This window comes from Pseudomonas sp. B33.4 (assembly GCF_034555375.1).
GTDB lineage: Bacteria > Pseudomonadota > Gammaproteobacteria > Pseudomonadales > Pseudomonadaceae > Aquipseudomonas.
Map to the genome: position 1 here is coordinate 3,551,768 of NZ_CP140706.1, position 22,914 is coordinate 3,574,681.

The 22,914-nt window shown below is 60.2% G+C and carries 13 protein-coding genes; 4 read left to right on the forward strand and 9 right to left on the reverse strand.

All coding sequences use genetic code 11. The features are described from left to right. On the reverse strand, positions 1-3,342 hold the full coding sequence (treS, locus tag U6037_RS15505) for a maltose alpha-D-glucosyltransferase (RefSeq protein WP_322843597.1): 3,342 nt from the start codon (positions 3,340-3,342) through the stop codon (positions 1-3). A 169-nt stretch (positions 3,343-3,511) separates the two neighbouring features. Continuing rightward, positions 3,512-5,506 (reverse strand): alpha-1,4-glucan--maltose-1-phosphate maltosyltransferase, encoded by a 1,995-nt coding sequence (locus U6037_RS15510; RefSeq protein ID WP_322843598.1) that lies wholly within the window; start codon positions 5,504-5,506, stop codon positions 3,512-3,514. 217 nt (positions 5,507-5,723) lie between these two features. On the opposite strand from U6037_RS15510, the gene U6037_RS15515 reads away from it, so the two are divergent. Further along, positions 5,724-5,882, forward strand: coding sequence for a hypothetical protein (locus U6037_RS15515; RefSeq protein ID WP_016985118.1), 159 nt, complete (start codon positions 5,724-5,726; stop codon positions 5,880-5,882). Between the two features lie 117 nt (positions 5,883-5,999). Here the strand turns inward: U6037_RS15515 and U6037_RS15520 are convergent, their stop codons facing one another. Beyond that, positions 6,000-6,512, reverse strand: a complete 513-nt coding sequence (locus U6037_RS15520; RefSeq protein ID WP_322843599.1) for an MgtC/SapB family protein — start codon at positions 6,510-6,512, stop codon at positions 6,000-6,002. Between the two features lie 122 nt (positions 6,513-6,634). On the opposite strand from U6037_RS15520, the gene U6037_RS15525 reads away from it, so the two are divergent. The 3 genes from U6037_RS15525 (at position 6,635) to mapR (ending at position 10,231) form a co-directional block, all read left to right on the forward strand. Further along, on the forward strand, positions 6,635-6,883 hold the full coding sequence (locus U6037_RS15525; protein WP_322843600.1) for a DUF3203 family protein: 249 nt from the start codon (positions 6,635-6,637) through the stop codon (positions 6,881-6,883). A gap of 195 nt (positions 6,884-7,078) precedes the next feature. Continuing rightward, on the forward strand, positions 7,079-8,509 hold the full coding sequence (gene ccoG / locus U6037_RS15530) for a cytochrome c oxidase accessory protein CcoG (RefSeq protein ID WP_322843601.1): 1,431 nt from the start codon (positions 7,079-7,081) through the stop codon (positions 8,507-8,509). A 312-nt stretch (positions 8,510-8,821) separates the two neighbouring features. Beyond that, positions 8,822-10,231, forward strand: a complete 1,410-nt coding sequence (mapR, locus tag U6037_RS15535) for a GntR family transcriptional regulator MpaR (protein ID WP_007919188.1) — start codon at positions 8,822-8,824, stop codon at positions 10,229-10,231. Between the two features lie 134 nt (positions 10,232-10,365). Here the strand turns inward: mapR and U6037_RS15540 are convergent, their stop codons facing one another. From U6037_RS15540 to U6037_RS15565, 6 genes are all read right to left on the reverse strand, one after another. Then, positions 10,366-11,112, reverse strand: a complete 747-nt coding sequence (locus tag U6037_RS15540; RefSeq protein ID WP_322843602.1) for an SDR family oxidoreductase — start codon at positions 11,110-11,112, stop codon at positions 10,366-10,368. Between the two features lie 189 nt (positions 11,113-11,301). Beyond that, positions 11,302-13,383 (reverse strand): putative bifunctional diguanylate cyclase/phosphodiesterase, encoded by a 2,082-nt coding sequence (locus U6037_RS15545; protein ID WP_322843603.1) that lies wholly within the window; start codon positions 13,381-13,383, stop codon positions 11,302-11,304. A 290-nt stretch (positions 13,384-13,673) separates the two neighbouring features. Next, positions 13,674-15,143 (reverse strand): efflux transporter outer membrane subunit, encoded by a 1,470-nt coding sequence (locus U6037_RS15550; protein WP_322843604.1) that lies wholly within the window; start codon positions 15,141-15,143, stop codon positions 13,674-13,676. Further along, on the reverse strand, positions 15,140-18,247 hold the full coding sequence (locus tag U6037_RS15555; protein ID WP_322843605.1) for an efflux RND transporter permease subunit: 3,108 nt from the start codon (positions 18,245-18,247) through the stop codon (positions 15,140-15,142). The genes U6037_RS15550 and U6037_RS15555 overlap by 4 nt, the downstream gene beginning before the upstream one ends. Positions 18,248-18,389: 142 nt before the next feature. Then, positions 18,390-21,491, reverse strand: a complete 3,102-nt coding sequence (locus U6037_RS15560) for an MdtB/MuxB family multidrug efflux RND transporter permease subunit (protein ID WP_322843606.1) — start codon at positions 21,489-21,491, stop codon at positions 18,390-18,392. Beyond that, positions 21,488-22,795, reverse strand: coding sequence for an MdtA/MuxA family multidrug efflux RND transporter periplasmic adaptor subunit (locus U6037_RS15565; protein WP_322843607.1), 1,308 nt, complete (start codon positions 22,793-22,795; stop codon positions 21,488-21,490). Before U6037_RS15565 ends, U6037_RS15560 begins: the two co-directional genes overlap by 4 nt. Positions 22,796-22,914 lie beyond the last annotated feature (119 nt).

Genomic DNA, 22,914 nt, shown 5'->3' on the forward strand with positions numbered 1-22,914 from the left:
CTACTCTCCACCAAGATCGGAAAAGGGTTTAAGCCCCGTCAATAACCCATACAAACCGTGCAACGGCACGGGCAGCCACGTGGGGCGATTTTCGGCTTCATAGGCCACTTCATAGGCCGCCTTCTCCAGGCCGAACAACGCCAGCGCGGCGTCGGCACCTTCAGGATCTTGCCAGGCATGCTCAAGACTAGCTGCCGCCCGGCGATATGCCTGCACAAATGCCTCGCGGGCCTCACGCAAATAGCGCTCGGCGACCAGACGCCGCGCGGTTTCAGACTCGGCGCTGTGGTCAACGTTATGCACGTTGATGGTCATCGCCGCCGCGTAATCGAACGAGCGCAGCACGCCGCTGACATCCTTGTACGGGCTGTGTTTGCCACGGCGCTCGCTCAATGGCCGCGCCGGTTCGCCCTCGAAGTCGATCAGATAGGCATCGCCCTTGATCACCAGCACCTGGCCCAGATGCAGGTCGCCGTGGACGCGGATACGCAAGCCACCCGTGGCTTTTTTCGCCAGATCCTGCACGTGGGCGAGGATGGTTTTCTTCTCGTCGACCAGCCGTTTCACCAGTTTCTGATCCGCTGCGCTGAGTTCGCCCTGATGCTGCTTGAGCAGTTTCAAGGCGTGCTCGACCTGAGCGACGACATCCTTGCCCGTGGCCTGCATGTCTTTGGCCGTCGACACCTGCGGCGCGAAGTCGGCATTGTCGGTTGGCGCAGCAAGCACCTGATGCATTTCGCCCAGACGCTGGCCGAGCATGCCGGCAAAATCCTTCAATTCACCCAGCGCGTTGTAATGCTGCTCCTGTTCGGACATGGCATCGGCGAGTTCATCACGCAGCGCCCGTTCGAGGTTATTCTGCGTCCATTCCCACGCATCGCCCTGATTGCTCAAGTAACCCTGAGCGATCATCAGCAGATTGTCTTCGCCCTTGGCATCGCGGCGAATCACCGAGCCGAGCAGCGGAGAGATATTGGCAAATCCGGCCTCGGTCAGGTAAGCGCTCATCTCCAGTTCCGGGTGTACGCCAGAAGCGACTTTACGTATCAGCTTGAGCACCAGACTGTTGCCGATCACCACCGAACTGTTCGATTGCTCGGCGGACAGATAACGCACTTCCGACTCTGCACCCAGGCCGAGTTTTTCCAGATGCAGCGTCGGCGCAAAGCGGATTTCGCCCTCAGCCGACTCCAGCACGGTGTTGTTCTGCATGCCTTGCAGCACTGCGCGAACAAACGCTTCAAGGCTGAACGCGTCGGTGATCAGACCGACTTGTCGTACACGGCGTACACGGGACAGAGCCAATTGCTGCGGCAACGCCGGGCCGACCTGATCTTCGGCAATAAAACCAAACGGCAATTGATAGCGACTGGTCTGCCCGCCGCTGGTGACTTCGATTTCGCTGAGCAGCACCGGATGCTGGGCATCGCCGAAGCGCACGCCGTAGGCCAGATGCACTTTGTCGATGGCCGCATCCTTGCCGGCGAACCAGCGACGGTTCTGCAACCAGCTCGGCAGAATGTTTTGCTCCAGCGTCGTGCGCGACGGCGCTTCGAGCAATTCTTCCATGCGTTTTTTCAGCACCAGCGTGGTGAAGTCCGGCAGGCTCTGCGCCGGTTCAACGTGCCAGCTTGGCATCTGGTTTTCTGCCGCGAGGGCGAACCAATAGAAACCGTACGGCGCCAACGTCAGGAGAAAATTCAACTGACCAATCGGCGGGAAAGCGTTACCGCCAAGCATCTCCACCGGCACCATACCGACGTAGGCCGACAGGTCCAGCTCCACCGCTTGCGCACTGCGCGAGACGTTGGCCACGCAGAGGATAATTTCGTGCTTGCCGTCGGCGTCGGTAAATTCGCGGGTGTAGGCCAGCACCCGGCGGTTGTTCGGTGACAGCATCTTCAAGGTGCCACGGCCAAAGGCCTTGGACTGCTTGCGCACCGCCAGCAGACGCCGGGTCCAGTTCAGCAGCGAATGCGGGTCGCCGGATTGGGTTTCGACGTTGACCGACAAGTAGCCATATTGCGGATCCATGATCGGCGGCAGCACCAGGCTGGCCGGGTCAGCGCGGGAGAAGCCGCCATTGCGGTCGATCGACCATTGCATCGGTGTGCGTACACCATCGCGGTCGCCGAGGTAGATATTGTCGCCCATGCCGATCTCGTCGCCGTAATACAAGGTCGGCGTGCCGGGCATCGACAGCAGCAGGCTGTTGAGCAATTCGATGCGGCGGCGGTCGCGCTCCATCAATGGCGCCAGACGCCGACGAATACCGAGGTTGATCCGCGCACGGCGGTCAGCGGCGTAGTAATTCCACAGGTAGTCGCGTTCCTTGTCGGTGACCATCTCCAGCGTCAGTTCATCGTGGTTGCGCAGGAAAATCGCCCATTGGCAGTTGGCGGGAATTTCCGGGGTCTGGCGAAGAATGTCGGTGATCGGGAAGCGATCTTCCTGGGCCAGCGCCATGTACATGCGCGGCATCAGCGGGAAGTGGAAGGCCATGTGGCATTCGTCGCCATTGAGGCCCGCGGCATCGGTGTCGCCGAAATACAGCTGCGTGTCTTCCGGCCATTGGTTGGCCTCGGCAAGCAGCATGCGGTCGGGATAATTGGCGTCGATCTCGGCGCGGATCTGCTTGAGGACGTCGTGAGTCTCAGGCAGGTTTTCGTTGTTGGTGCCGTCGCGCTCGATCAGGTACGGAATCGCGTCGAGGCGCAAGCCGTCGATGCCCATGTCCAGCCAGTAGCGCATCACCGACAGCACGGCTTTCATCACTTGCGGGTTGTCGAAGTTCAGATCCGGTTGGTGCGAATAAAAACGGTGCCAGAAGTATTGGCCGGCGACCGGATCCCAGGTCCAGTTGGATTTTTCCGTGTCGAGGAAAATGATCCGCGTGCCATCGTATTTCTGATCGTCATCCGACCACACATAGAAGTCCCGCGCCGCCGAACCCGGTTTGGCCTTGCGTGCACGCTGGAACCACGGGTGCTGGTCCGAGGTGTGATTGATGACCAGCTCGGTGATCACCCGCAAGCCGCATTTGTGCGCCTCGGCGATAAAACGCTTGGCGTCAGCCATGGTCCCGTAATCGCTGTGCACGCCACGGTATTCGGCGATGTCGTAGCCGTCATCGCGGCGTGGCGAGGGGTAGAACGGCAATAGCCAGATAGTGTTGACGCCGAGGTCGGCGATGTAATCGAGTTTGGCGATCAGGCCGGGAAAGTCGCCGATCCCGTCATTGTTGGAGTCGAAAAATGATTTGACGTGAACTTGATAGATCACCGCGTCCTTGTACCAGAGCGGGTCTTTGATGAAGGTGGCTGCCTTGGGTTTCTTCGCCATGTGAAACTCCTGTTCAATTCTAGAAAAGCCGCGAGCCGATCACCTGACTCGAAAACGCTGAGCAACCTGTAGGAGTGAGCCTGCTCGCGATCGCGGTTTCATATTCGGCAGAGTTGTCGCCTGCAAGATTGCTATCGCGAGCAGGCTCACTCCTACAATGGATCTGTGTTCAGGCAGTGATTCGCCAGATGCCGAACGGCTGATACGCCGGGTCCAGGCGCATGAACTGGTATTTGCCATGCCAGTCCCAGCGATGCCCGTTCATCAAATCCTCGCCGTGGGTCGTCGCATCGTCAGGCAAGCCCATTTCCCACAGCGGCAGTTCGAAATTCGCTTCCTGCACGTTGTGCGGATCGAGGCTGACCGCCACCAAAATGAAGTTGCTGCCGTCAAAGCTGCGCTTGCCGAAGTACAGAATGTTGTCGTTCCACGCGTTGTAGATCTTCAGACCCAAGTGCGTGTGTAGCGCCGGGTTCTGCCGACGAATGCGGTTGAGCTGGGCGATCTCGGCAATGATGTTGCCGGGCGCGGTGAAGTCGCGGACGCGGATTTCGTATTTCTCCGAGTCGAGGTATTCCTCCTTGCCCGGCACCGGCGCCGACTCACACAGTTCGAAACCCGAGTACATGCCCCACAGGCCTGAACCCATGGTTGCCAGCGCGGCGCGGATCAAAAAGCCCGGACGCCCGGATTCGTGCAGGAACGCCGGGTTGATGTCCGGCGTATTGACGAAGAAATTCGGCCGGTAGCATTCGCGCCACGGCGATTCATTCAGCTCGGTGAAATACGTCGCCAGTTCTGCTTTGCTGTTACGCCAGGTGAAATAGGTATAGCTCTGGGTGTAACCGACCTTGCCCAGGCGCGCCATCATGGCCGGCGTGGTAAATGCCTCGGCGAGGAAGATCACTTCCGGGTACAGCGCCCGCACATCAGCGATCAGCCATTGCCAGAACGGCAGCGGTTTGGTGTGCGGATTGTCAACGCGGAAGATCTTCACGCCCTCTTCGACCCAGCCAATGACGATGTCGCGCAATTCGACCCACAGGCTCGGAATCGCATCTGGCGCATAGAAATCGACGTTGACGATGTCCTGATATTTCTTCGGCGGGTTCTCGGCATATTTGATCGTGCCGTCGGGCCGCCAGTTGAACCAGCCCGGATGCTGCTTGAGCCACGGGTGGTCCTGAGAACACTGGATAGCAAAATCGAGAGCGATTTCCAGGCCGTGATCGGCAGCAGCGGCCACCAGTCGGCGGAAGTCCTCGCGGGTACCGAGTTGCGAATGAATCGCCTCGTGACCGCCCTCCTCGCTGCCGATCGCATAAGGACTGCCCGGATCCTCCGGTCCCGCTGTCAGGGAGTTATTGCGACCTTTGCGGTGGGCGCGGCCGATCGGGTGGATCGGCGTGAAGTACAGCACGTCGAAGCCCATGTCCTGAATCATCGGCAGGCGCGAGTGCACGTCGTTAAAAGTGCCATGGCGGCGGGGATCGTCGGTCATCGAGCGCGGAAACAGTTCGTACCAACTGGCGAATTCAGCCAGTTCGCGTTCGACGTCCATCGGGAACTCAGGACTGACGCTCAAGTAGGCGCGGTGATCGGCTTCCGCCATCAACAGCGCACTGCGCGAGTGCAGAAACAGTGCGACTTGCTCGGTTTCGAGCAGGCCGGACAACTCATGGTGCAAGGCAGCCAGTTGCTCACTGAGCTGACCTTCGCTGCGTTCGGCGGCCTGTTGCACCATCGTCCGGCCTTCCTGCAGCTCCAGTGAGACAGGGACGGCGGCGTTGTGCTTCTTCTCCAGTTCATACTGAAAACTGGCGAAGTGATCGATCCACGCTTCGATGCAATACAGGTAGCGACCCTGATGCTCAGGGCGGAACTGGCCTTGCCAGCCGTTATTGCCCTGATCGGCCATGACTTCGCTTTGCCAAGTCTCCTCGCCTTCCTCGCGCCAGCGGATGCGCACGGCGAGTTTGTCGTGGCCGTCGGCAAACACCTTGCTGGTGACCACCACTTCGCGGCCGGCAATCGACTTCACGGCGAACTGCCCGCCATCAAGCGTCGGCATGGTGTTTTCGATGACAATGCGCGGCAGCAGCAACGCCTGCGACAGCGGCATGTGCGGGTTGTAGCTCAGCTCTGAGGGTTTTTCAGCAGTCATTGAGCATCTCTCCTTAACGCCCCAAGGACGCTCTTGTGCCGGATCAGTGTTCACAACGTTGCACCTGCCCCGTCATGAACTCACTTAGGTTCCGAGCGACCGCCGCCGGGAAAAGTTCAGATGAAATTGCCGTGTCAGAAAAGCGGATCGAATTGTGCGCAGGGTGGTCAATCCACTTAAGCACTTCTCACGCCATGTGCCACACGGAGGTCAACAGATGAACATCCCGATCCCGGCCGAAACGCCTGATCCGAACATCGACAAACCCACTCTTCCCGAGACCGAGCCGCAACCGATTCCCGAACAGGAACCGCCCGGCACCACGCCACCGCCTAAGGAAGAACCGCCGAGCACGATGCCACCCGTGATCGTCTGAATCCGCTACCGCTCATGTAGGAGCTGCCGAAGGCTGCGATCTGTTGATTTTGTCTTTTAAAAGCCAGATCAACAGATCGCAGCCTTCGGCAGTTCCTACAGGGATAGTTCGGCGTGGTTACAGGTGATCGTTCTTCTGCTCATCTTTTTCGAACAGGCGTACGATGCGCGGCATCACGCTAAAAATTGCCAGCGCCAGAAAGGTACTGAGCAGCGCCGTCGCCTCCCTGCCCAGCCCGGCCGCGACGCCAATGGCCGCCGTCATCCACAGCCCGGCAGCCGTGGTCAGGCCTTTGACATGACCTTCATCGCCTTCCTTGTTTTTCAGGATAGTCCCGGCACCGAGAAAGCCGATCCCGGCAATCACCCCCTGCACCACCCGGCTCATCGCATCGGACTCGGCCCCGGACGTCTGCGGCACCAGTACAAACAACGCCGCCCCCAGCGCCACCAACATATGCGTGCGCACCCCGGCAGCCTTGCCCTTGTGCTCGCGCTCGAAGCCAAGAATTCCGCCCAGCACCGCCGCCATCAGCAGGCGCACGGTAATGCGCGTCAATTGCGAAGCATCGCCAACGTCGGCGAACTCCGCTTGCAGGGTTTCCCACACTTCATGCCACCACGCGTTCATCGTGCAGTCCTTGTTATTGGGTCTATAGAGGATGGACAGCGGCGACCATTAATCAGTTGCGCAGAACGATCGGCGCAGCGTGCGCCCTAACCTTTCAGACACCCCTGAAAAAGGACAGCCCCATGCCGCTTCGAGTCGATGAATCCAATCCCGAACAAAAAGTGTGTTTTTTCACTGTCGAGAATGGCGAGGAAATTCGCATTTGCGACACCTTGGAAGTGCGCACGGATAGCGACATAGCCATGTCTTTCGTGGAAATCGAAGGTCGCCGCGTCTATGTGACCGAATCAGAAGCCGACGCCCTCACCGTCGCAGGCGCCAAGGACGGACGCAAACACCTGAAAGCCGACGAGAGTGATTCGGTGATTTGACTGACCTTGATCAACACCGCGCGCAAACGTCTGCGATAGGCGTTTGCGCCCACGTCTGCGGGCTGCTTCAAGTTGTCGCAGGCGCTGCGCAGAATCTCATCTGATCTGCTTTTTATTGAAATACCTGAGTCTGTTATGCAAACAGATCGACGCTCATAGTGCTCTGGCCTGATGGAGGCTGATGAGCGAATAACCATGAGCGAACAAATCCCCGTCCGAACCGTAGAAGCATCTCCCACTATAAAAAGCATACCCGCACGCCCAATGAAGGCGACGGCCAAATCCAGCGACAACCAGATTCACACCCGCAGCTTCACCGGCCTGTTCCGCACCCTGCGCATGAGCGGCGCGGGTTTTCTGTTTGTGCTGTTTTTCGGCACCGTGTGGCTGAACTGGGGCGGACGTCAGGCAGTGCTCTGGGATCTTTCCGAAAGCAAATTCCACATCTTCGGCGCGACGTTCTGGCCGCAGGATTTCATCCTGCTCTCGGCGCTGCTGATCATCGCCGCGTTCGGCCTGTTCGCCATTACCGTGTTTGCCGGTCGGGTCTGGTGCGGCTACACCTGCCCACAAAGTTCATGGACGTGGATCTTCATGTGGTGCGAGAAGATCACCGAAGGCGAGCGCAACCAGCGCATCAAACTGCAAGCCGCACCCTGGAGCCTGAACAAACTGGCGCGCCGCGCGGCCAAGCACACTTTGTGGCTGGCGATCAGCGTAATGACCGGCCTGACCTTCGTCGGTTATTTCACCCCGATCCGGCCATTGGCTGAAGAATTGCTAACCCTGCAAATCGGCGGTGTCAGCTTGTTCTGGGTGCTGTTCTTCGCTGCGGCGACGTACATCAACGCCGGCTGGTTGCGTGAAGCGGTGTGCATGCACATGTGCCCGTATGCGCGGTTCCAGAGCGTGATGTTCGACAAGGACACCCTGGCGATTTCCTACGACGTGGCCCGTGGCGAGAACCGTGGACCGCGTAAACGCGACGTGAAACCAGTTGAAGCCGGTCTGGGTGATTGCATTGACTGCCAGTTGTGCGTGCAGGTCTGCCCGACCGGCATCGACATCCGCGACGGCTTGCAGATGGAGTGCATCGGTTGCGCCGCATGCATCGACGCCTGCGACTCGATCATGGACAAAATGAATTATCCGCGCGGCTTGATCCGCTACAGTTCAGAGCGCGAATTGCAGGGTGGCAAGACCCATCTGCTGCGTCCGCGCCTGATCGGCTACACCGTGGTGCTGGTGGCGATGATCGGCGCGCTGGCTCTGGCGTTGATCGAGCGACCGATGGTGTCGCTGGACGTGACCAAGGATCGCGGGCTGTTCCGCGAGAACGGTCAGGGCCAGATCGAAAACATCTATAGCCTCAAAGTCATCAACAAGACCCAGCAGCGTCAGGATTACCACCTGAGCCTGGTCGACGGCGATGGCTTCCAGTTGCAAGGCAAGACCGAGTTGAGCCTGGCACCGGGGGAAATTGTCGATGTGCCGGTGTCGGTGGCGATGACCACAGAACGCCCGGCCAGCAGCTCGCAGACCTTGAGTTTCAAGATTGCCGACAGTGATGAGCCTGAGGTTTACAGCGTGGCGAAGAGCAGGTTTGTGGCGCCGATGAATCGTTGATCCCTTAGAATCCGCTCCCTCACCCCAGCCCTCTCCCAGGGGTAGAGGGAGCCGACCGAGGTGTCTGTCGCTAGACATCGACCTGACAGACCGAGTCGATTGTGGATTCAGCAAAACATTTTCAGGCCGAGTCGATTGTGGATTCAGCAAAGCACTTTCAGGTCGAGTCGATTGTGGATTCAGCAAAGCACTTTCAGGTCGGTGTATTTAGCAAGCATCCCCCAATCAGTCCCCTCTCCCTCTGGGAGAGGGCTAGGGTGAGGGGCAGTTCCCCTGACACACCTCATCATCAACCAGCACCAAGGCTCCTCGATGAAACGCTACGAAAAATTCGCCGACGACATCGCTGAACTGATCCGCTCCGGCGTCCTCGGCCCCGGCCAGCGCGTGCCTTCGGTGCGTTACGCCAGCCAGACCTACGGCGTCAGCCCGTCCACGGTATTCCAGGCCTATTACCTGCTCGAACGCCGTGGCCTGATCCGTGCCCGGCCGCGTTCCGGCTACTTCGTCAACACCCACGCACCGAGCCCGTTTTCCGAGCCGGTGATCAGCAGCCACGTCAACGATTCCACCGAAGTCGACGTCAGCGAACTGGTGTTCTCGGTCCTGGATTCGATCAAGGACCCCAGCACCGTACCCTTCGGCTCGGCATTTCCCAGTCCGACCCTGTTCCCGTTGCAACGCCTGTCGCGCTCGCTGGCCAGCGCCGCCCGCGAGATGGACCCGCGCATGGTCGTCACCGACATGTCGCCGGGCAACCCGCAGTTGCGCCGGCAGATCGCCCTGCGCTACATGGTCGGCGGCCTGATGTTGCCCATGGAGGAACTGCTGATCACCAACGGCGCCCTCGAAGCGCTGAACCTGTGCCTGCAAGCCGTGACCGAGCCCGGTGATCTGGTGGCCATCGAAGCCCCGGCGTTTTACGCCAGCCTGCAAGTGCTGGAACGGCTGAAACTCAAAGCCGTGGAAATCCCCGTGCACCCGCGCGATGGCATCGACCTCGGTGTACTCGCACAAACCCTGGAACGCCATCCGATCAAGGCTTGCTGGTGCATGACCAGTTTCCAGAACCCGATGGGCGCCACCATGCCCGAGGCGAAGAAACAGGAACTGGTCGAACTGCTGCGCCGCCATCAAGTGCCGCTGATCGAAGACGACGTCTACGCCGAACTGTATTACGGCCAGCAGGCCCCGAAACCGGCCAAGGCCTTCGACACTGAAGGCCTGGTGATGCATTGCGGCTCCTTCGCCAAGAGCCTCGCGCCCGGCTATCGCATCGGCTGGGTCGCCGCCGGCCGCTACGCACAGAAAATCGAACGACTGAAACTGATGACTTCGCTGTGTGCCTCAATGCCGGCGCAAGCAGCGATTGCCGACTATCTGCAACACGGCGGCTACGACCGGCATCTGCGCAAATTGCGTTACGCCCTGGAAGAGCAGCAGAGCGCGATGCTCGCGGCGATTGCCCGTTATTTCCCGGCACAGACGCGGGTCAGCCAGCCGGCCGGCGGCTATTTCTTATGGCTGGAATTACCGCCCCAGATGGATTCATTGAAGCTGTTTCAGATGGCACTGGCGCAAGGCATCAGCATCGCGCCGGGGCCGATTTTCTCGCCGACACAGCGGTTCAGGAATTGTATTCGCCTGAACTATGGCAGCCCTTGGACCGAGGATTCGGAGAAGGCCATGGAGACGTTGGGGCGGATTGTGCGGTCGTTCTGACAGTCCTCTGTTGTTTGGGCTATTGCCTTCGCGAGCAGGCTCGCTCCCACTCTGGATTTGTGCCGGACACAGAACCAATGTGGGAGCGAGCCTGCTCGCGAAGAGGGCCGACTTGGCAGCGAAACTCTCTGGACTTAACGCCCACCCCCCAAATCAACAAACGTCCCGGTCGCATACGAAGCCTTGTCCGACAACAACCAGACAATCGCCTCCGCCACCTCATCCGGCCGCCCGCCACGGGCCATCGGAATCGCCGATTCAAGCTTGCTGACTCGATCCGGGTCGCCGCTCAAGGCGTGGAAATCGGTATAGATGTAACCCGGGCGCACCGCGTTGACCCGAATCCCCTCGCCCGCCACTTCCTTGGACAGACCGATGGTGAAGGTATCGAGTGCGCCTTTGGACGCGGCGTAATCGACGTATTCGTTCGGCGAGCCGAGACGCGAGGCCACCGACGACACGTTGACGATGCTGCCGCCCTGCCCGCCGTGCTTGGGCGACATGCGCAGGATCGCGTGCTTGGCGCAGAGGATCGGCGCCAGGACATTGGTTTTCATGATTTTCAGAATACGGAATTCGGACATTTCGTCGACCCGCGACTTTTGTCCGACGGTGCCAGCATTGTTCACCAGAGCGGTGACGCGGCCCAGTTCGCTGTCGACGCGCTGGAACAGCGCAATCACTTCGTCTTCGATGCTGACATCGGCGCGCACCGCAATGGCCTGTGCGCCCAGTGCACGAACTTGCTCCAGCACGCTTTGCGCGGCCTGTTCATCCGACTGATAGTTGATGCAGATCCGATAGCCTTGCGCGGCAGCCAACAGCGCCGTCGCGGCGCCAATTCCGCGCCCGCCACCGGTGATCACAATGACTTTATCCATGCTGACCTTTCCCCCAAATGCACACGTAACAGTCGGGGGGAAGAATAACCGCCATTGGCGGCTTTTGCATGGAGTCTGTGGTGTCTGGGCAGACGCCTTCGCGAGCAGGCTCGCTCCCACACTGTATTTGTGCTCCACGCCGCCCCCTGTGGGAGCGAGCCTGCTCGCGAAGAACGATAACGCGGTCGATCAGACCACCGCTAACTGCTCACCCCGTGCAATATCCTGCATGAATTTTTCCGCCGGCATCGGATGCCCGAGCAGATAACCCTGCAGCGAATCACAACCCAATTGCGTCAAGAACTCCTGCTGCACCCCGGTTTCCACGCCTTCGGCAACAATGCGCAAACCGAGCGCCTGCCCCAACGCGACAATCGCCGAGACAATCGCCGCATCGTCACTGTCATGCTCCAGATCGCGGACAAATCCACGGTCGATCTTCAGCTCATTGGCCGGCAACCGCTTGAGGTACATCAGGCTGGAATAACCGGTGCCGAAGTCATCGATCGACAGGTCGACGCCCATGTCCGACAACTCCTGCAACACCGTCATGCTCGCATCGGCATCACTCATCGCCGTGGTCTCGGTGATTTCCAGGGTCAGGCTGTTGGCCGGGAGGTGGTGGGTGGCCAGCGCCTTGGCCACGCTGCGCACCAGTCCCGTGTGGCAGAACTGCAGCGCCGACAGGTTCACCGCGATACGCCAATCGGTGTAACCGAGCACGTACCACTCACGCATCTGCCGGCAGGCTTCGTTGAGTACCCATTCACCGATCGGAATGATCAGACCGCTCTTCTCGGCCAGTTCGATGAACTTGTCCGGCATCAGCATGCCGTGGACCGGATGCTGCCAGCGCAGCAACGCTTCAGCGCCGACCGGACGGCCATTGGCGGCGTCGAACTTCGGTTGGTAATGCAAACTGAACTGACTGTGCTCCAACGCTGCACGCAGGTCCTGCAACAACTGCAACTGCTTGCGGGCGTTATTGTTCATCGAGGCGTCGAAAAAGCTGTAACCGTTTTTGCCGCCGCCCTTGGCGTGGTACATCGCGGCGTCGGCGTTCATCAACAGTTCCTGAGCGTTCTGGCCATTGCCCGGATACAGGGCGATGCCGACACTGGCGGAGATCTGCAAGTCATGCTCGGCGACGCGGAACGATTGCGCGATCAAGCCGACCTGACGGGCCGCCAACCCCAAAGCGTCATTGGGTTCGGTGAGGCGCACCAACAACACGAATTCATCGCCACCGATCCGCGCCAGCGTGTCCGGGCCGCGCAAGTCTTCACGCAGACGCAACCCCACTTCACGCAGCAACTGATCGCCCATGTGATGACCAAACGCATCGTTGACCGGTTTGAAGCCGTCCAGATCGATGAACATCAAGGCAAAACAGCCGCCCTGCTCATGGACCTTTTTCATTGCCTGATTAATGCGGTCGTCCAGCAGCATGCGGTTCGGCAGCCCGGTCAGGGTGTCGTGCAGGGCCAGCTGGGTGAGTTCGCGGTTGGCCACGGTCAACGAGTGCGCGAGATCGGCGGTGCGTGCTTCGAGGCGCGCGTCGAGAATCGAGGTCAGCAAGGCAATCGACAGCACCGCCAACGTGGTAATCAACACCAGGCTGTCGAGGCCATTGCCTTTCAAGCCATTGACGGTGGCGCCACAGAAACTGCCATCAGGGAATTGCGCGGCAGCCATGCCCGTGTAATGCATGCCGACAATCGCGATGCCCATGATGATCGCTGCGCCGCCGCGAATCAGCCGCACATAGGGAGAGTGCTGACGCAAGCGGAAGGCGATCCACAGCGCCGCCGCCGACGCACCGACCGCAATCAGCAATGAGGCACCAAACAGCGTCGGGTCGTAGTCGATCCCCGGGGTCATGCGCATCGCCGCCATGCCGGTGTAATGCATGGCACTGATCCCGGCGCCCATGATCAGCGCGCCGAACGCCAGTTGCAGAATCGGCAGTTTCGGCTGACTGACCAGCCACAAGGCGAACCCGCAGGACAGCACAGCAATCAGCAGCGACAGCGCGGTCAGGCTGATGTCATAGCCGAGATCGATCGGCAGTTTGAAGGCGAGCATGCCAATGAAGTGCATCGACCAGACGCCGATGCCCATGGCGAACGCCCCACCCGCCGTCCAGAAATGCACCGCGCGGCCCTTGGCCGTGGCGATGCGACCGGTGAGGTCGAGCGCGGTATACGAAGCGAGAATCGCCACACACAAAGAAATGAAAACCAGCGTGGAGGAATAACTACCGATGAGCATGAGAATTCTCGTGGCCACCCAACACGGATTGCGTCCGTTCCCGGTCGGGCAAATGCGGCGATTGTACTGATTGCACAGAAGAACGCACTGACAAAGTAATCAAATGGCCATCAAGCCGATGAAACGCTTGTTCGATCGTCCGACAAGGCTCTGGCCCGGCGCTCACGGCTTTGCTCAAAACTGAAACACATACCTGTAGGAGCTGCCGGAGGCTGCGATCTTTTGATCTTGTCCTAAATAGCAAAATCAAAAGATCGCAGCCTCCGGCAGCTCCTACAAGGGCCATGGAGTCAGTTGGAGTTGCTCACTTCCAGTTGCCCGTCCCAGCCACCGCCCAGCGCCGCAATCAATTGCACGCTGGCAATCAAGCGGCTTTGCAGAATGTTCAGCACATTGCGCTCGTTGCTCAACGCTGTCGCTTGCACCACCACCACATCGATGTAGGCAATCAATCCGGCCTTGTACTGGTTTTCCGTCAGGCGCAGGGAGTCGCGGGCAGCATCGAGGGCTTCCTGGCGCACCGCCGCTTCGTCCTCGTATACCTTGAGCTGCACCAGATAATTTTCCACCTCGCGGAAACCGTCGAGCACCGTCTGGCGATACTTGGCCACGGTCTGGTCATACACCGCTTCGGTGCGGTCGACTTCCGCCGAACGAATACCGCCGTCGAACAGCGGCAGCGCCAGTTTCGGCCCCACCGACCAGAAGCGGTTCGGCAGGCTGATCAGATTCTGCGAGGTACTGCTGCTGTAGCCACCGCTCAGACTCAAGCTCAGATCCGGGTAATACGCCGCTTTGGCCACGCCGATGTTGGCGTTGGCGGCAATCACCGAACGCTCCGCCGAGGCGATGTCCGGACGCCGTTCCAGCAACTGTGAAGGCAGACTCAACGGCACCTGCGGCAGCTTCGGAATGGTCTGCACTTCGGCAATGTTGAAATCCGCCGGCGCTTGCCCGGTCAGTACGGCAATCGCATTTTCGAACTGCGCACGTTGCCAGATCAGATCGACCAGATCGGCCTGGGTACTTTTCAGTTGCGTCTGCGCTTGCGCTACCGCATCGCGCCCGGAAACACCCGCGCGGTATTGATTCTGCGTCATTTTCAGCGACCGCTCATACGCCGCCACCGTCGCTTCGAGCAGACGTTTTTGCTGATCGATCACGCGCAGTTGCAGATAGTTTTGTACCAACTCCGACTGCTGGCTCAGGCGCATGGCCGCCAAGTCGGCAAAACTGGCCTGGGCGCTGGCCTCATCGGCTTCCAGTCCACGGCGCAGCTTGCCCCACACATCCGCTTCCCAACTGACGCCCAACTCGGCGTTGTAGGTGTCGCGGATGCCACTGGAGGAACTGCTCAGACTCGAACTGCTGCTGCCGGTGCCTTGGCTTGAGCGGGTTTTACCCAGGCTCAGATCGACACTCGGGTAAAACGCCCCGCGCGCACTGCGTACCAAAGCCTGAGCCTGGCGATACTGGGCTTCCGATTGCGCGACCGTCTGGTTGGAACTGTTGAGTTTGTCGATCAGCCCGTTGAGCTGCTGATCGCCGTACAACTCCCACCAGGCACCACGGGCCAGCGAATCGCTCGGGTTGGCCTGGGTCCAGCCTTCGGCTTCCTTGTACTGGGCAATTTCAGCAGTCTGCGGACGCTGGTAGTCCGGGCCGACGGCGCAGGCACTGAGCATCGCCACGCACAGCGACAGGCTCAGCAGACGCGAGCCGCGAGCAGTGGCCAGATTGAAAAGCGAACGGTCAGTCATAGCGGAGTTTCCAGAGCGGCGTCAGTACGCACGCCACGCCATTTGTTGAAACGATGGCGCAGCTTGTCGAGATAGAGGTAAACCACAGGCGTGGTGTAGAGCGTCAGCACCTGGCTGAAAATCAGCCCGCCGATGATCGTCAAACCGAGCGGCTGGCGCATTTCCGCGCCTTCGGCCCGGCTGAGCAGCAACGGCAAGGCGCCGAGAATCGCCGCCAGGGTGGTCATCAGAATCGGCCGCAGGCGCTGCAGGCAGGCACTGCGAATCGACTCCAGCGGCGACAGGCCCTGATGACGTTCCAGTTGCAGCGCGAGGTCGATCATCAGAATGGCGTTTTTCTTCACCACACCAATCAGCAGGAACAGCCCGAGCAACGAGATCAGACTGAACTCGCCGCCCAGCGCATAGATCGACAGCAACGCGCCGACCCCGGCCGACGGCAGGGTCGACAGGATCGTCAGCGGATGGATGTAGCTTTCATACAGCACGCCCAACACCAGATACACCGCCAGCAGCGCGCCGAGAATCATGAACGGCTGGCTCTTCTGCGTCGCGGCGAAGGCGTCGGCGGTGCCGGCCATTTTCGCGATGACGTCTTCCGGCAGGCCGAGCTTGGCAATCGCCCGCTCGATGGCAGCGCTGCCCTGCTCCACCGTCACGCCTTCGGCCATGTCGAAGGAAATGTCTTCGGAGGCGAACTGGCCTTCGTGACTGACGCGGTCGTCTTCCAGACTGTTTTCGTAATGGGCAAAGGTCGACAACGGAACCCGCGCGCCGTCAGCGGTGATCACCTGCACTTGCTTTAGCGTCACCGGGTCCTGGGCGTATTTCGGATTGACCTCCATCACCACCTGATACTGGTTGAGGCTGTCGTAGATCGTCGAGATCTGCCGCTGGCTGTAGGCGTTGTTCAGCACCGAGGTGACCATGTCCATGTCGACACCGAGGCGTTTCGCCTGATCGCGGTCGACAATCAGTGTCACTTGCTGTGCGCCGGCTCCCTCACGGGCGTCAATGGCGGTCAGCTCAGGCAACGCGCGCAGGGCGGCAACCACTTTTGGATACCACTTGCGCAACTCGCCCAGATCACCGCTTTGCAGGATGTAGCTGTACTGCGACGTAGTCTGCTCACGACCACCGCCAAATTGCAGATCCTGATCCGCCATCAGCATCAGTTGCGCACCGGGCACCTTGGGCATTTCCTTGCGCAGGCGCTCGATGACTTTCTGCGCGTTGAGCTGGCGTTCCTTGATCGGCTTCAAACGCACCAGCATAAAGGCGTTATTGGTGCCGTTGGTGCCACCGATGAACCCGGCGACGCTTTCCACCGCCTCGTCTTTGAGCACGGCACGGCGGAAGATTTCCATTTTCGGCTGCATCACGCTGAACGACAGGCCGTCGTCACCGCGCACGAAACCGATCAACTGGCCGGTGTCCTGCTGCGGCATGAAGGTTTTCGGCACCACTACATACAGCGCGACGTTCACGCCAACGGTGATCAGCAGACTGAGCAATGTCAGCCGGCGGTGGCGCAGCACCCAATCGAGGCTGGTCGCGTACTTGCTGACCATCCAGTCGTTGGTGCGCCGGCTCCAGCGTTGCAGGCGGTTCTCCTGCCCCGGCGTGTGCGGTTTCAGCCAACGGGCACAGAGCATCGGCGTCAGCGTCAGGGAAACCACCAGCGAGACGACAATGGCTGCCGCCAGGGTGATGGAAAACTCGCGAAACAGGCTTTCGACAATCCCGCCCATGAACAGGATCGACAGGAATACCGCCACCAGCGAGACGTTCATCGACAGCAAGGTGAAACCGACTTCCTTGGCTCCGAGGTAGGCGGCCTGCATCGGTTTGACGCCTTCATCGATGTGCCGGGAGATGTTCTCCAGCACCACAATGGCATCGTCCACCACCAGGCCGGTCGCCAGAATCAGCGCCATCAGCGACAGGTTGTTCAGCGAGAAACCGTAGAGGTACATCACCGCAAAAGTGCCCACCAGCGACACTGGTACGGCCAATGTCGGAATCAGCGAAGCGCGGAAGTTACCGAGGAACAGGAACACCACCAGAATCACCAGCGCCACGGCAATCAGCAGGGTCATCTCGGCTTCATGCAGGGTTGCCTTGATCACCGGCGAGCGGTCCATGGCCAGGTTCAGCTTCACGCTGGCCGGAAGCACCGCTTGCAACGCCGGCAATTGCGCCTTGATCTCGTTGACCGTCTCGATGATGTTGGCGCCGGCCTGACGGTTGATCACCAGCAGCACCGCCGCGTCATCATTGAAGAAACCACTGTTGTAGCGGTCTTCGACGCCGTCGCTGACCTTGGCCACGTCCTTGAGGCGCAGCGCGGCGCCGTCGGCGTAGTGGATGATCAGTGATTCGTAGTCCTTGGCTTTCTCCAACTGGTCGTTGGCCTGGATCTGCCACAACCGTTGGCCGTCTTCGACCGAACCCTTGGGCCGGCGCACGTTGGCATCGGCGATGGTCTTGCGCACATCGTCGAGCGCTACGCCGTACTGGTTCAGCGCCTGCGGTTCAAGCTCGATGCGCACCGCCGGCAGCGAACTGCCGCCGATCTGCACTTCACCGACGCCCTGCACTTGCGACAGGCTCTGCGAAAGAATGGTCGAGGCCAAATCGTAGAGTTGGCCTTTTTCCAGCACATCGGAGGTCAGTGACAGCACCATGATCGGCGCTTGCGACGGGTTGACCTTCTTGTAGGTCGGCATGCTGCGCATGCCACTCGGCAACAGGTTTCGCGAAGCGTTGATCGCCGCCTGCACTTCCCGCGCCGCGCCGTTGATGTCGCGGTCGAGGTCAAATTGCAGAATGACCCGGGTCGACCCCTGACTGGAACGGCTGCTCATGGTGTTGACGCCGGCGATTGCGCCGAACGAGCGTTCCAGCGGCGTCGCCACGGTCGACGCCATGACCTCCGGGCTGGCACCGGGCAGGCTCGCCTGCACGACGATCACCGGGAAATCCATTTGCGGCAGCGGCGCTACGGGCAGCAGGCCGAAGCTGACGCCGCCGAGCAGCATGATCGCCAGGCTCAGCAGCATCGTCGCGACCGGGCGTTTGATGAAAGGACCGGAGAGGTTCATCGAACGCGATCCCCAACGTCACACCAATCCCCTGTAGGAGTGAGCCTGCTCGCGATAGCGGTGTGTCTGTTTACATTGATGCTGCAGGTGCCGGCCTCATCGCGAGCAGGCTCACTCCTACAGGGGTTATGTGTTCGGACAGTCATACCGACACCTCTTCGCTATCGGTATTGGTCTTGCCAAAGCGCCGACCGAGGCGGTCGAAATACAGGTAGATCACTGGCGTTGTGAACAGTGTCAGCACTTGGCTCACCAACAAACCGCCGACCATCACCAGACCCAGCGGCTGACGCAACTCTGCGCCGGAACCGGTGGCGAGCATCAATGGCACCGCACCAAACAGCGCCGCCAGCGTGGTCATCAGGATCGGCCGGAAGCGCAGCAGCGCCGCTTGATAGATCGCCTCCTGCGGGGCCATGCCTTGATTGCGTTCGGCATCGAGGGCGAAGTCGATCATCATGATCGCGTTCTTTTTCACGATACCGATCAGCAGGATGATGCCGATAATGGCGATCATGCCCAGATCATTGCCACTGAGCAGCAATGCCAGCAAGGCGCCAACTGCCGCCGACGGCAAGGTCGAGAGAATGGTGATCGGGTGAATGTAGCTCTCGTACAGCACGCCCAGCACGATGTACATGGTCACCACCGCCGCCAGAATCAGCAGCAAGGTGCTCGACAGCGAAGCCTGGAACGCTTCCGCCGCCCCCTGGAACTGGGTCTGCACGCCCACCGGCATGCCGATGTCCTGCTGCACCTGTTCGATAATGTCGACCGCATGCCCCAGCGCCACACCAGGCGCCAGGTTGAACGACATCATCACTGCCGGGAACTGGCCGATATGGGTGATCGCCAGTTGCGCCTGACGTTCTTCGACGTGGGCCAGACTCGACAGACGAACCTGCGCGCCATCAGTGGTCTTGACGTGAATCTGGTCCAGCGCCTGCGGGCCGATCTTCTCTCCGGCCTGGGCTTGCAGCACCACGCGGTACTGGCTGGCTTGGGTGTAGATGGTCGAAATCTGCCGCTGGCCGAAGGCGTCGTACAGCGCGTCGGTAATATTCGCCACCGAGACGCCCAGACGTGAGGCGGCATCGCGATCGATTACCAGATAGACCTGCAAACCCTTGTCCTGCAAATCACTGGCAACGTCGGTCAGTTCCGGACGCTGGGCCAGCGCTTCGACCAGACGGCCGCTCCACTGACTGAGCAGCTCGGAATCCGGCGAGGACATGCTGAACTGATACTGAGTGCGGCTGACGCGGTCTTCGATGGTCAGGTCCTGCACCGGCTGCATGAACAGGCGGATGCCGACCAGTTTGTCCAGTTGCGGTTGCAGGCGTGCAATCACTTCAGTGGCGCTCAGATCGCGATCGCCATGGGGCTTGAGGTTGATCAGCAAGCGACCGCTGTTGAGCGTGGCGTTATCGCCGTCGACACCGATGTAGGACGACAGGCTCTGCACTGCCGGATCTTCCAGAATGATCTTCGCCAGTTCCTGCTGACGCTCACCCATCGCGGCAAAGGAAATCGACTGCGGCGCCTCGGAAATACCCTGAATCACCCCGGTGTCCTGCACCGGGAAGAAGCCTTTCGGCACGACCATATAGAGGAACACGGTCAACGCCAGTGTGCCGATGGCGACCAGCAAGGTCAGCGGCTGGTGTTTGAGCACCCAGCGCAGCATCCGACCGTATTCGGCAATCATCCAGTCGATGACAGCACCGCTGGCACGGTAGAAACGGCCCTGTTCATGTGCTTCCGGCTCACGCTTGAGCAGACGCGCGCACATCATCGGCGTCAGGGTCAGTGAAACCACCAGGGAAATCAGGATCGCCACGGCCAGGGTGATGGCAAATTCGCGGAACAGGCGCCCGACCACGTCCGCCATGAACAGCAGCGGAATCAGTACCGCGATCAGCGACAGCGTCAGCGAGATCAAGGTGAAGCCGATCTGCTTGGCGCCTTTGAGCGCCGCTTGCATAGGGCTATCGCCTTCTTCGATGAAGCGCGAAATGTTTTCCAGCATGACGATCGCATCGTCGACCACGAAACCGGTGGCAATGGTCAGAGCCATCAGGGTCAGGTTGTTGACCGAGAAGCCGGCCAGGTACATAACGCCAAAGGTGCCGATCAGCGACAGCGGCACCGCCACCGACGGAATGATCGTGGCACTGGCGCGGCGCAGGAACAGGAAGGTCACCATCACCACCAGGGCGATGGCGATGAGCAATTCGTGTTGTACGTCGGTGACCGATGCACGGATGGTTTGTGTGCGGTCGGTCAGCACGGTGACATCAAGACCGGCCGGCAGGTTATCGGTGATGCTCGGCAGCAATGCCTTGATGCGGTCGACCACCTCGATCACGTTGGCGCCCGGCTGACGCTGGATGTTGAGCAATACCGCCTGATTCTGGTTGGCCCACGCGGCGAGACGCTCGTTCTCGGCGCCATCGACGATTTCCGCGACATCCTTGAGCCGCAGCGGTGCGCCGTTCTTGTAGGCGAGGATCAGGTTGGCGTAATCCTTGGGCGAGGTCAGCTGATCGTTGGCGTCGAGCATCGACACCCGCGTCGGGCCGTCAAAGTTGCCTTTCGGCTGGTTGACGTTGGAGGCGCCGATCAAGGTGCGCACGTCCGACAGGTTCAGGCTGTTCGCGGCCAGCGCTTCCGGGTTGACCTTGATCCGCACGGCCTGACGTTGACCGCCGGCAATACTGACCATGCCGACACCGCTGATCTGGGCGATTTTCTGCGCCATGCGCGTATCGACCAGGTCATTGAGCTTGGGCAGCAACATGGTTTTCGAGGTGATCGCCAGGGTCAGTACCGGGGTGTCCGCCGGGTTGACCTTGTTGTACACCGGCGGCGCTGGCAAATCGGTCGGCAGCAGATTGGTCGCGGCGTTGATGGCGGCTTGCACCTGCTGCTCGGCGACGTCCATGTTGATGTCGAGGCTGAAACGAAGGGTCAGCACCGACGCACCGCCGGAACTGGTCGAGGCCATTTGCGTGAGGCCCGGCATTTGCCCGAACTGGCGCTCAAGTGGCGCGGTCACGGCACTGGTCATCACATCCGGGCTGGCGCCGGGATACAGGGTCATGACGCGGATCGTCGGGTAATCGACCTGTGGCAACGCCGATACCGGCAGCAAGCGATAAGCGATCAGACCGGCCAGGACAATGGCCAGCATGCTCAGGGTAGTGGCTACCGGTCGGAGGATGAACAGCCGCGAAATGTTCATGCGCCCTTCTTGGCCTTATCGGTGACAGCAGCGTCAGTCGGGGTGGCAGCAGATTTGCCTTGCAGGTGTTCAGTTGGAGTGGTCGGCACTTGATTGCTGTCGTTGACCACTTCCACCTCACTGCCTTCCTTCAGGCGGTCGGTACCTTCCAGTACCACGCGGTCGCCAGCGGCCAGACCTTCGGTAATGACGGTGTTTTCGCCATCACTGGCACCGATCTTCAGTTGGCGAATGGTGACTTTCTTGTCGCCGTCCAGTGCATAGACGAAGGTGCCGTTGGTGCCGAACTGGATGGCCGCCGACGGTGCCAGCACCACGCCTTTCAACGTGTCAGCGAGCAAATGAACGTTGACGAACTGATTGGGGAACAAAGCCTGATCGCGGTTTTCGTAACGGGCCTTGAATTTCAGGGTGCCGGTGGCGACGTCGATCTGGTTGTCGAGGCTTTGCAGCACACCGGTGGCTTGCAGTTTGGTGTCGCCGCGATCCCACGCTTCGGCCGGCAGCTTGGCGCCGCTGCGATAGCGGGCGAGCACGGTTTCAAGGCTGTTTTCCGGCAAAGTGAAAGCGACGCTGATCGGTTGTGTCTGGGTGATCACCGCGAGGAAAGTGGTGTCGTTGGCGGTGACCAGGTTGCCGACATCGACCTGACGCAGGCCGACGCGACCGCCGATCGGCGCGCGGATTTTGGTGAATTCGAGATTGAGCTTGGCGTCGTTGACCGCGGCCTGATTGGTCTTGACCGTGCCCAGGTACTGGCCAACCAGCGCTTCGGCGGTGTCCAGCGTCTGTTTGGCGATGCTGTCCTCTTTGTACAAACCGCGATAACGCTCGACGTCGACCTGAGCATTCTTCAGTTGCGCCTGATTCTGCAGCAACGTGCCTTCGGCCTGCAGCAAGGCGTTCTGGTATGGACGTGGATCGATCTCTGCCAGCAGGTCGCCAGCCTTGACCATCTGCCCTTCTTCGAAATTGATTTTCACCAATTCGCCGCCCACCCGGCTGCGCACATTGATGGTGTTGAGCGCGGTCACCGTGCCCAGCGCCTTGTAATACAGCGGGAAGTCGCCGGTGACCGCCGGCGCCACGCGCACCGGAATCGGCCCGGCGCCGCCACCGAAGCCCGGCCGCATCATCCCCGAACGCCCGGTGTGCCCGGCCGCCGCCTTGTCAGCGCCCTCTTTGTGGGCCGAACCGGCGGGCCAGAATTTCCAGCACAGAACGGCGATCACCAACAAGACAAGCAGGCTGATCAGCCAGCGACGGGAGTTACGAGGGGACGATTGCATGGAGTCATTAACCATTGGGCGCGTGGGCTTCTTTTACGGGAGGCTGAACGATAAGCACTGGTGGGGAAATAGCAAAGCAGCTTTACCGGCAATTTACCTTCAACTTACGTTTCAAGGTGTGAGGCAAAACACTG

Excerpts from the sequence above, each read along its gene's own strand:
- U6037_RS15545 (WP_322843603.1), bottom strand. The coding sequence starts at position 13,383 with ATGCTCATCGGTAGTTATTCCTCCACGCTGGTTTTCATTTCTTTGTGT.
- treS (WP_322843597.1), bottom strand. The coding sequence starts at position 3,342 with ATGGCGAAGAAACCCAAGGCAGCCACCTTCATCAAAGACCCGCTCTGG.
- mapR (WP_007919188.1), top strand. The coding sequence starts at position 8,822 with ATGAAACGCTACGAAAAATTCGCCGACGACATCGCTGAACTGATCCGC.
- U6037_RS15525 (WP_322843600.1), top strand. The coding sequence starts at position 6,635 with ATGCCGCTTCGAGTCGATGAATCCAATCCCGAACAAAAAGTGTGTTTT.
- ccoG (WP_322843601.1), top strand. The coding sequence starts at position 7,079 with ATGAGCGAACAAATCCCCGTCCGAACCGTAGAAGCATCTCCCACTATA.
- U6037_RS15555 (WP_322843605.1), bottom strand. The coding sequence starts at position 18,247 with ATGAACCTCTCCGGTCCTTTCATCAAACGCCCGGTCGCGACGATGCTG.
- U6037_RS15515 (WP_016985118.1), top strand. The coding sequence starts at position 5,724 with ATGAACATCCCGATCCCGGCCGAAACGCCTGATCCGAACATCGACAAA.
- U6037_RS15550 (WP_322843604.1), bottom strand. The coding sequence starts at position 15,143 with ATGACTGACCGTTCGCTTTTCAATCTGGCCACTGCTCGCGGCTCGCGT.
- U6037_RS15565 (WP_322843607.1), bottom strand. The coding sequence starts at position 22,795 with ATGGTTAATGACTCCATGCAATCGTCCCCTCGTAACTCCCGTCGCTGG.
- U6037_RS15510 (WP_322843598.1), bottom strand. The coding sequence starts at position 5,506 with ATGACTGCTGAAAAACCCTCAGAGCTGAGCTACAACCCGCACATGCCG.
- U6037_RS15540 (WP_322843602.1), bottom strand. The coding sequence starts at position 11,112 with ATGGATAAAGTCATTGTGATCACCGGTGGCGGGCGCGGAATTGGCGCC.
- U6037_RS15520 (WP_322843599.1), bottom strand. The coding sequence starts at position 6,512 with ATGAACGCGTGGTGGCATGAAGTGTGGGAAACCCTGCAAGCGGAGTTC.
- U6037_RS15560 (WP_322843606.1), bottom strand. The coding sequence starts at position 21,491 with ATGAACATTTCGCGGCTGTTCATCCTCCGACCGGTAGCCACTACCCTG.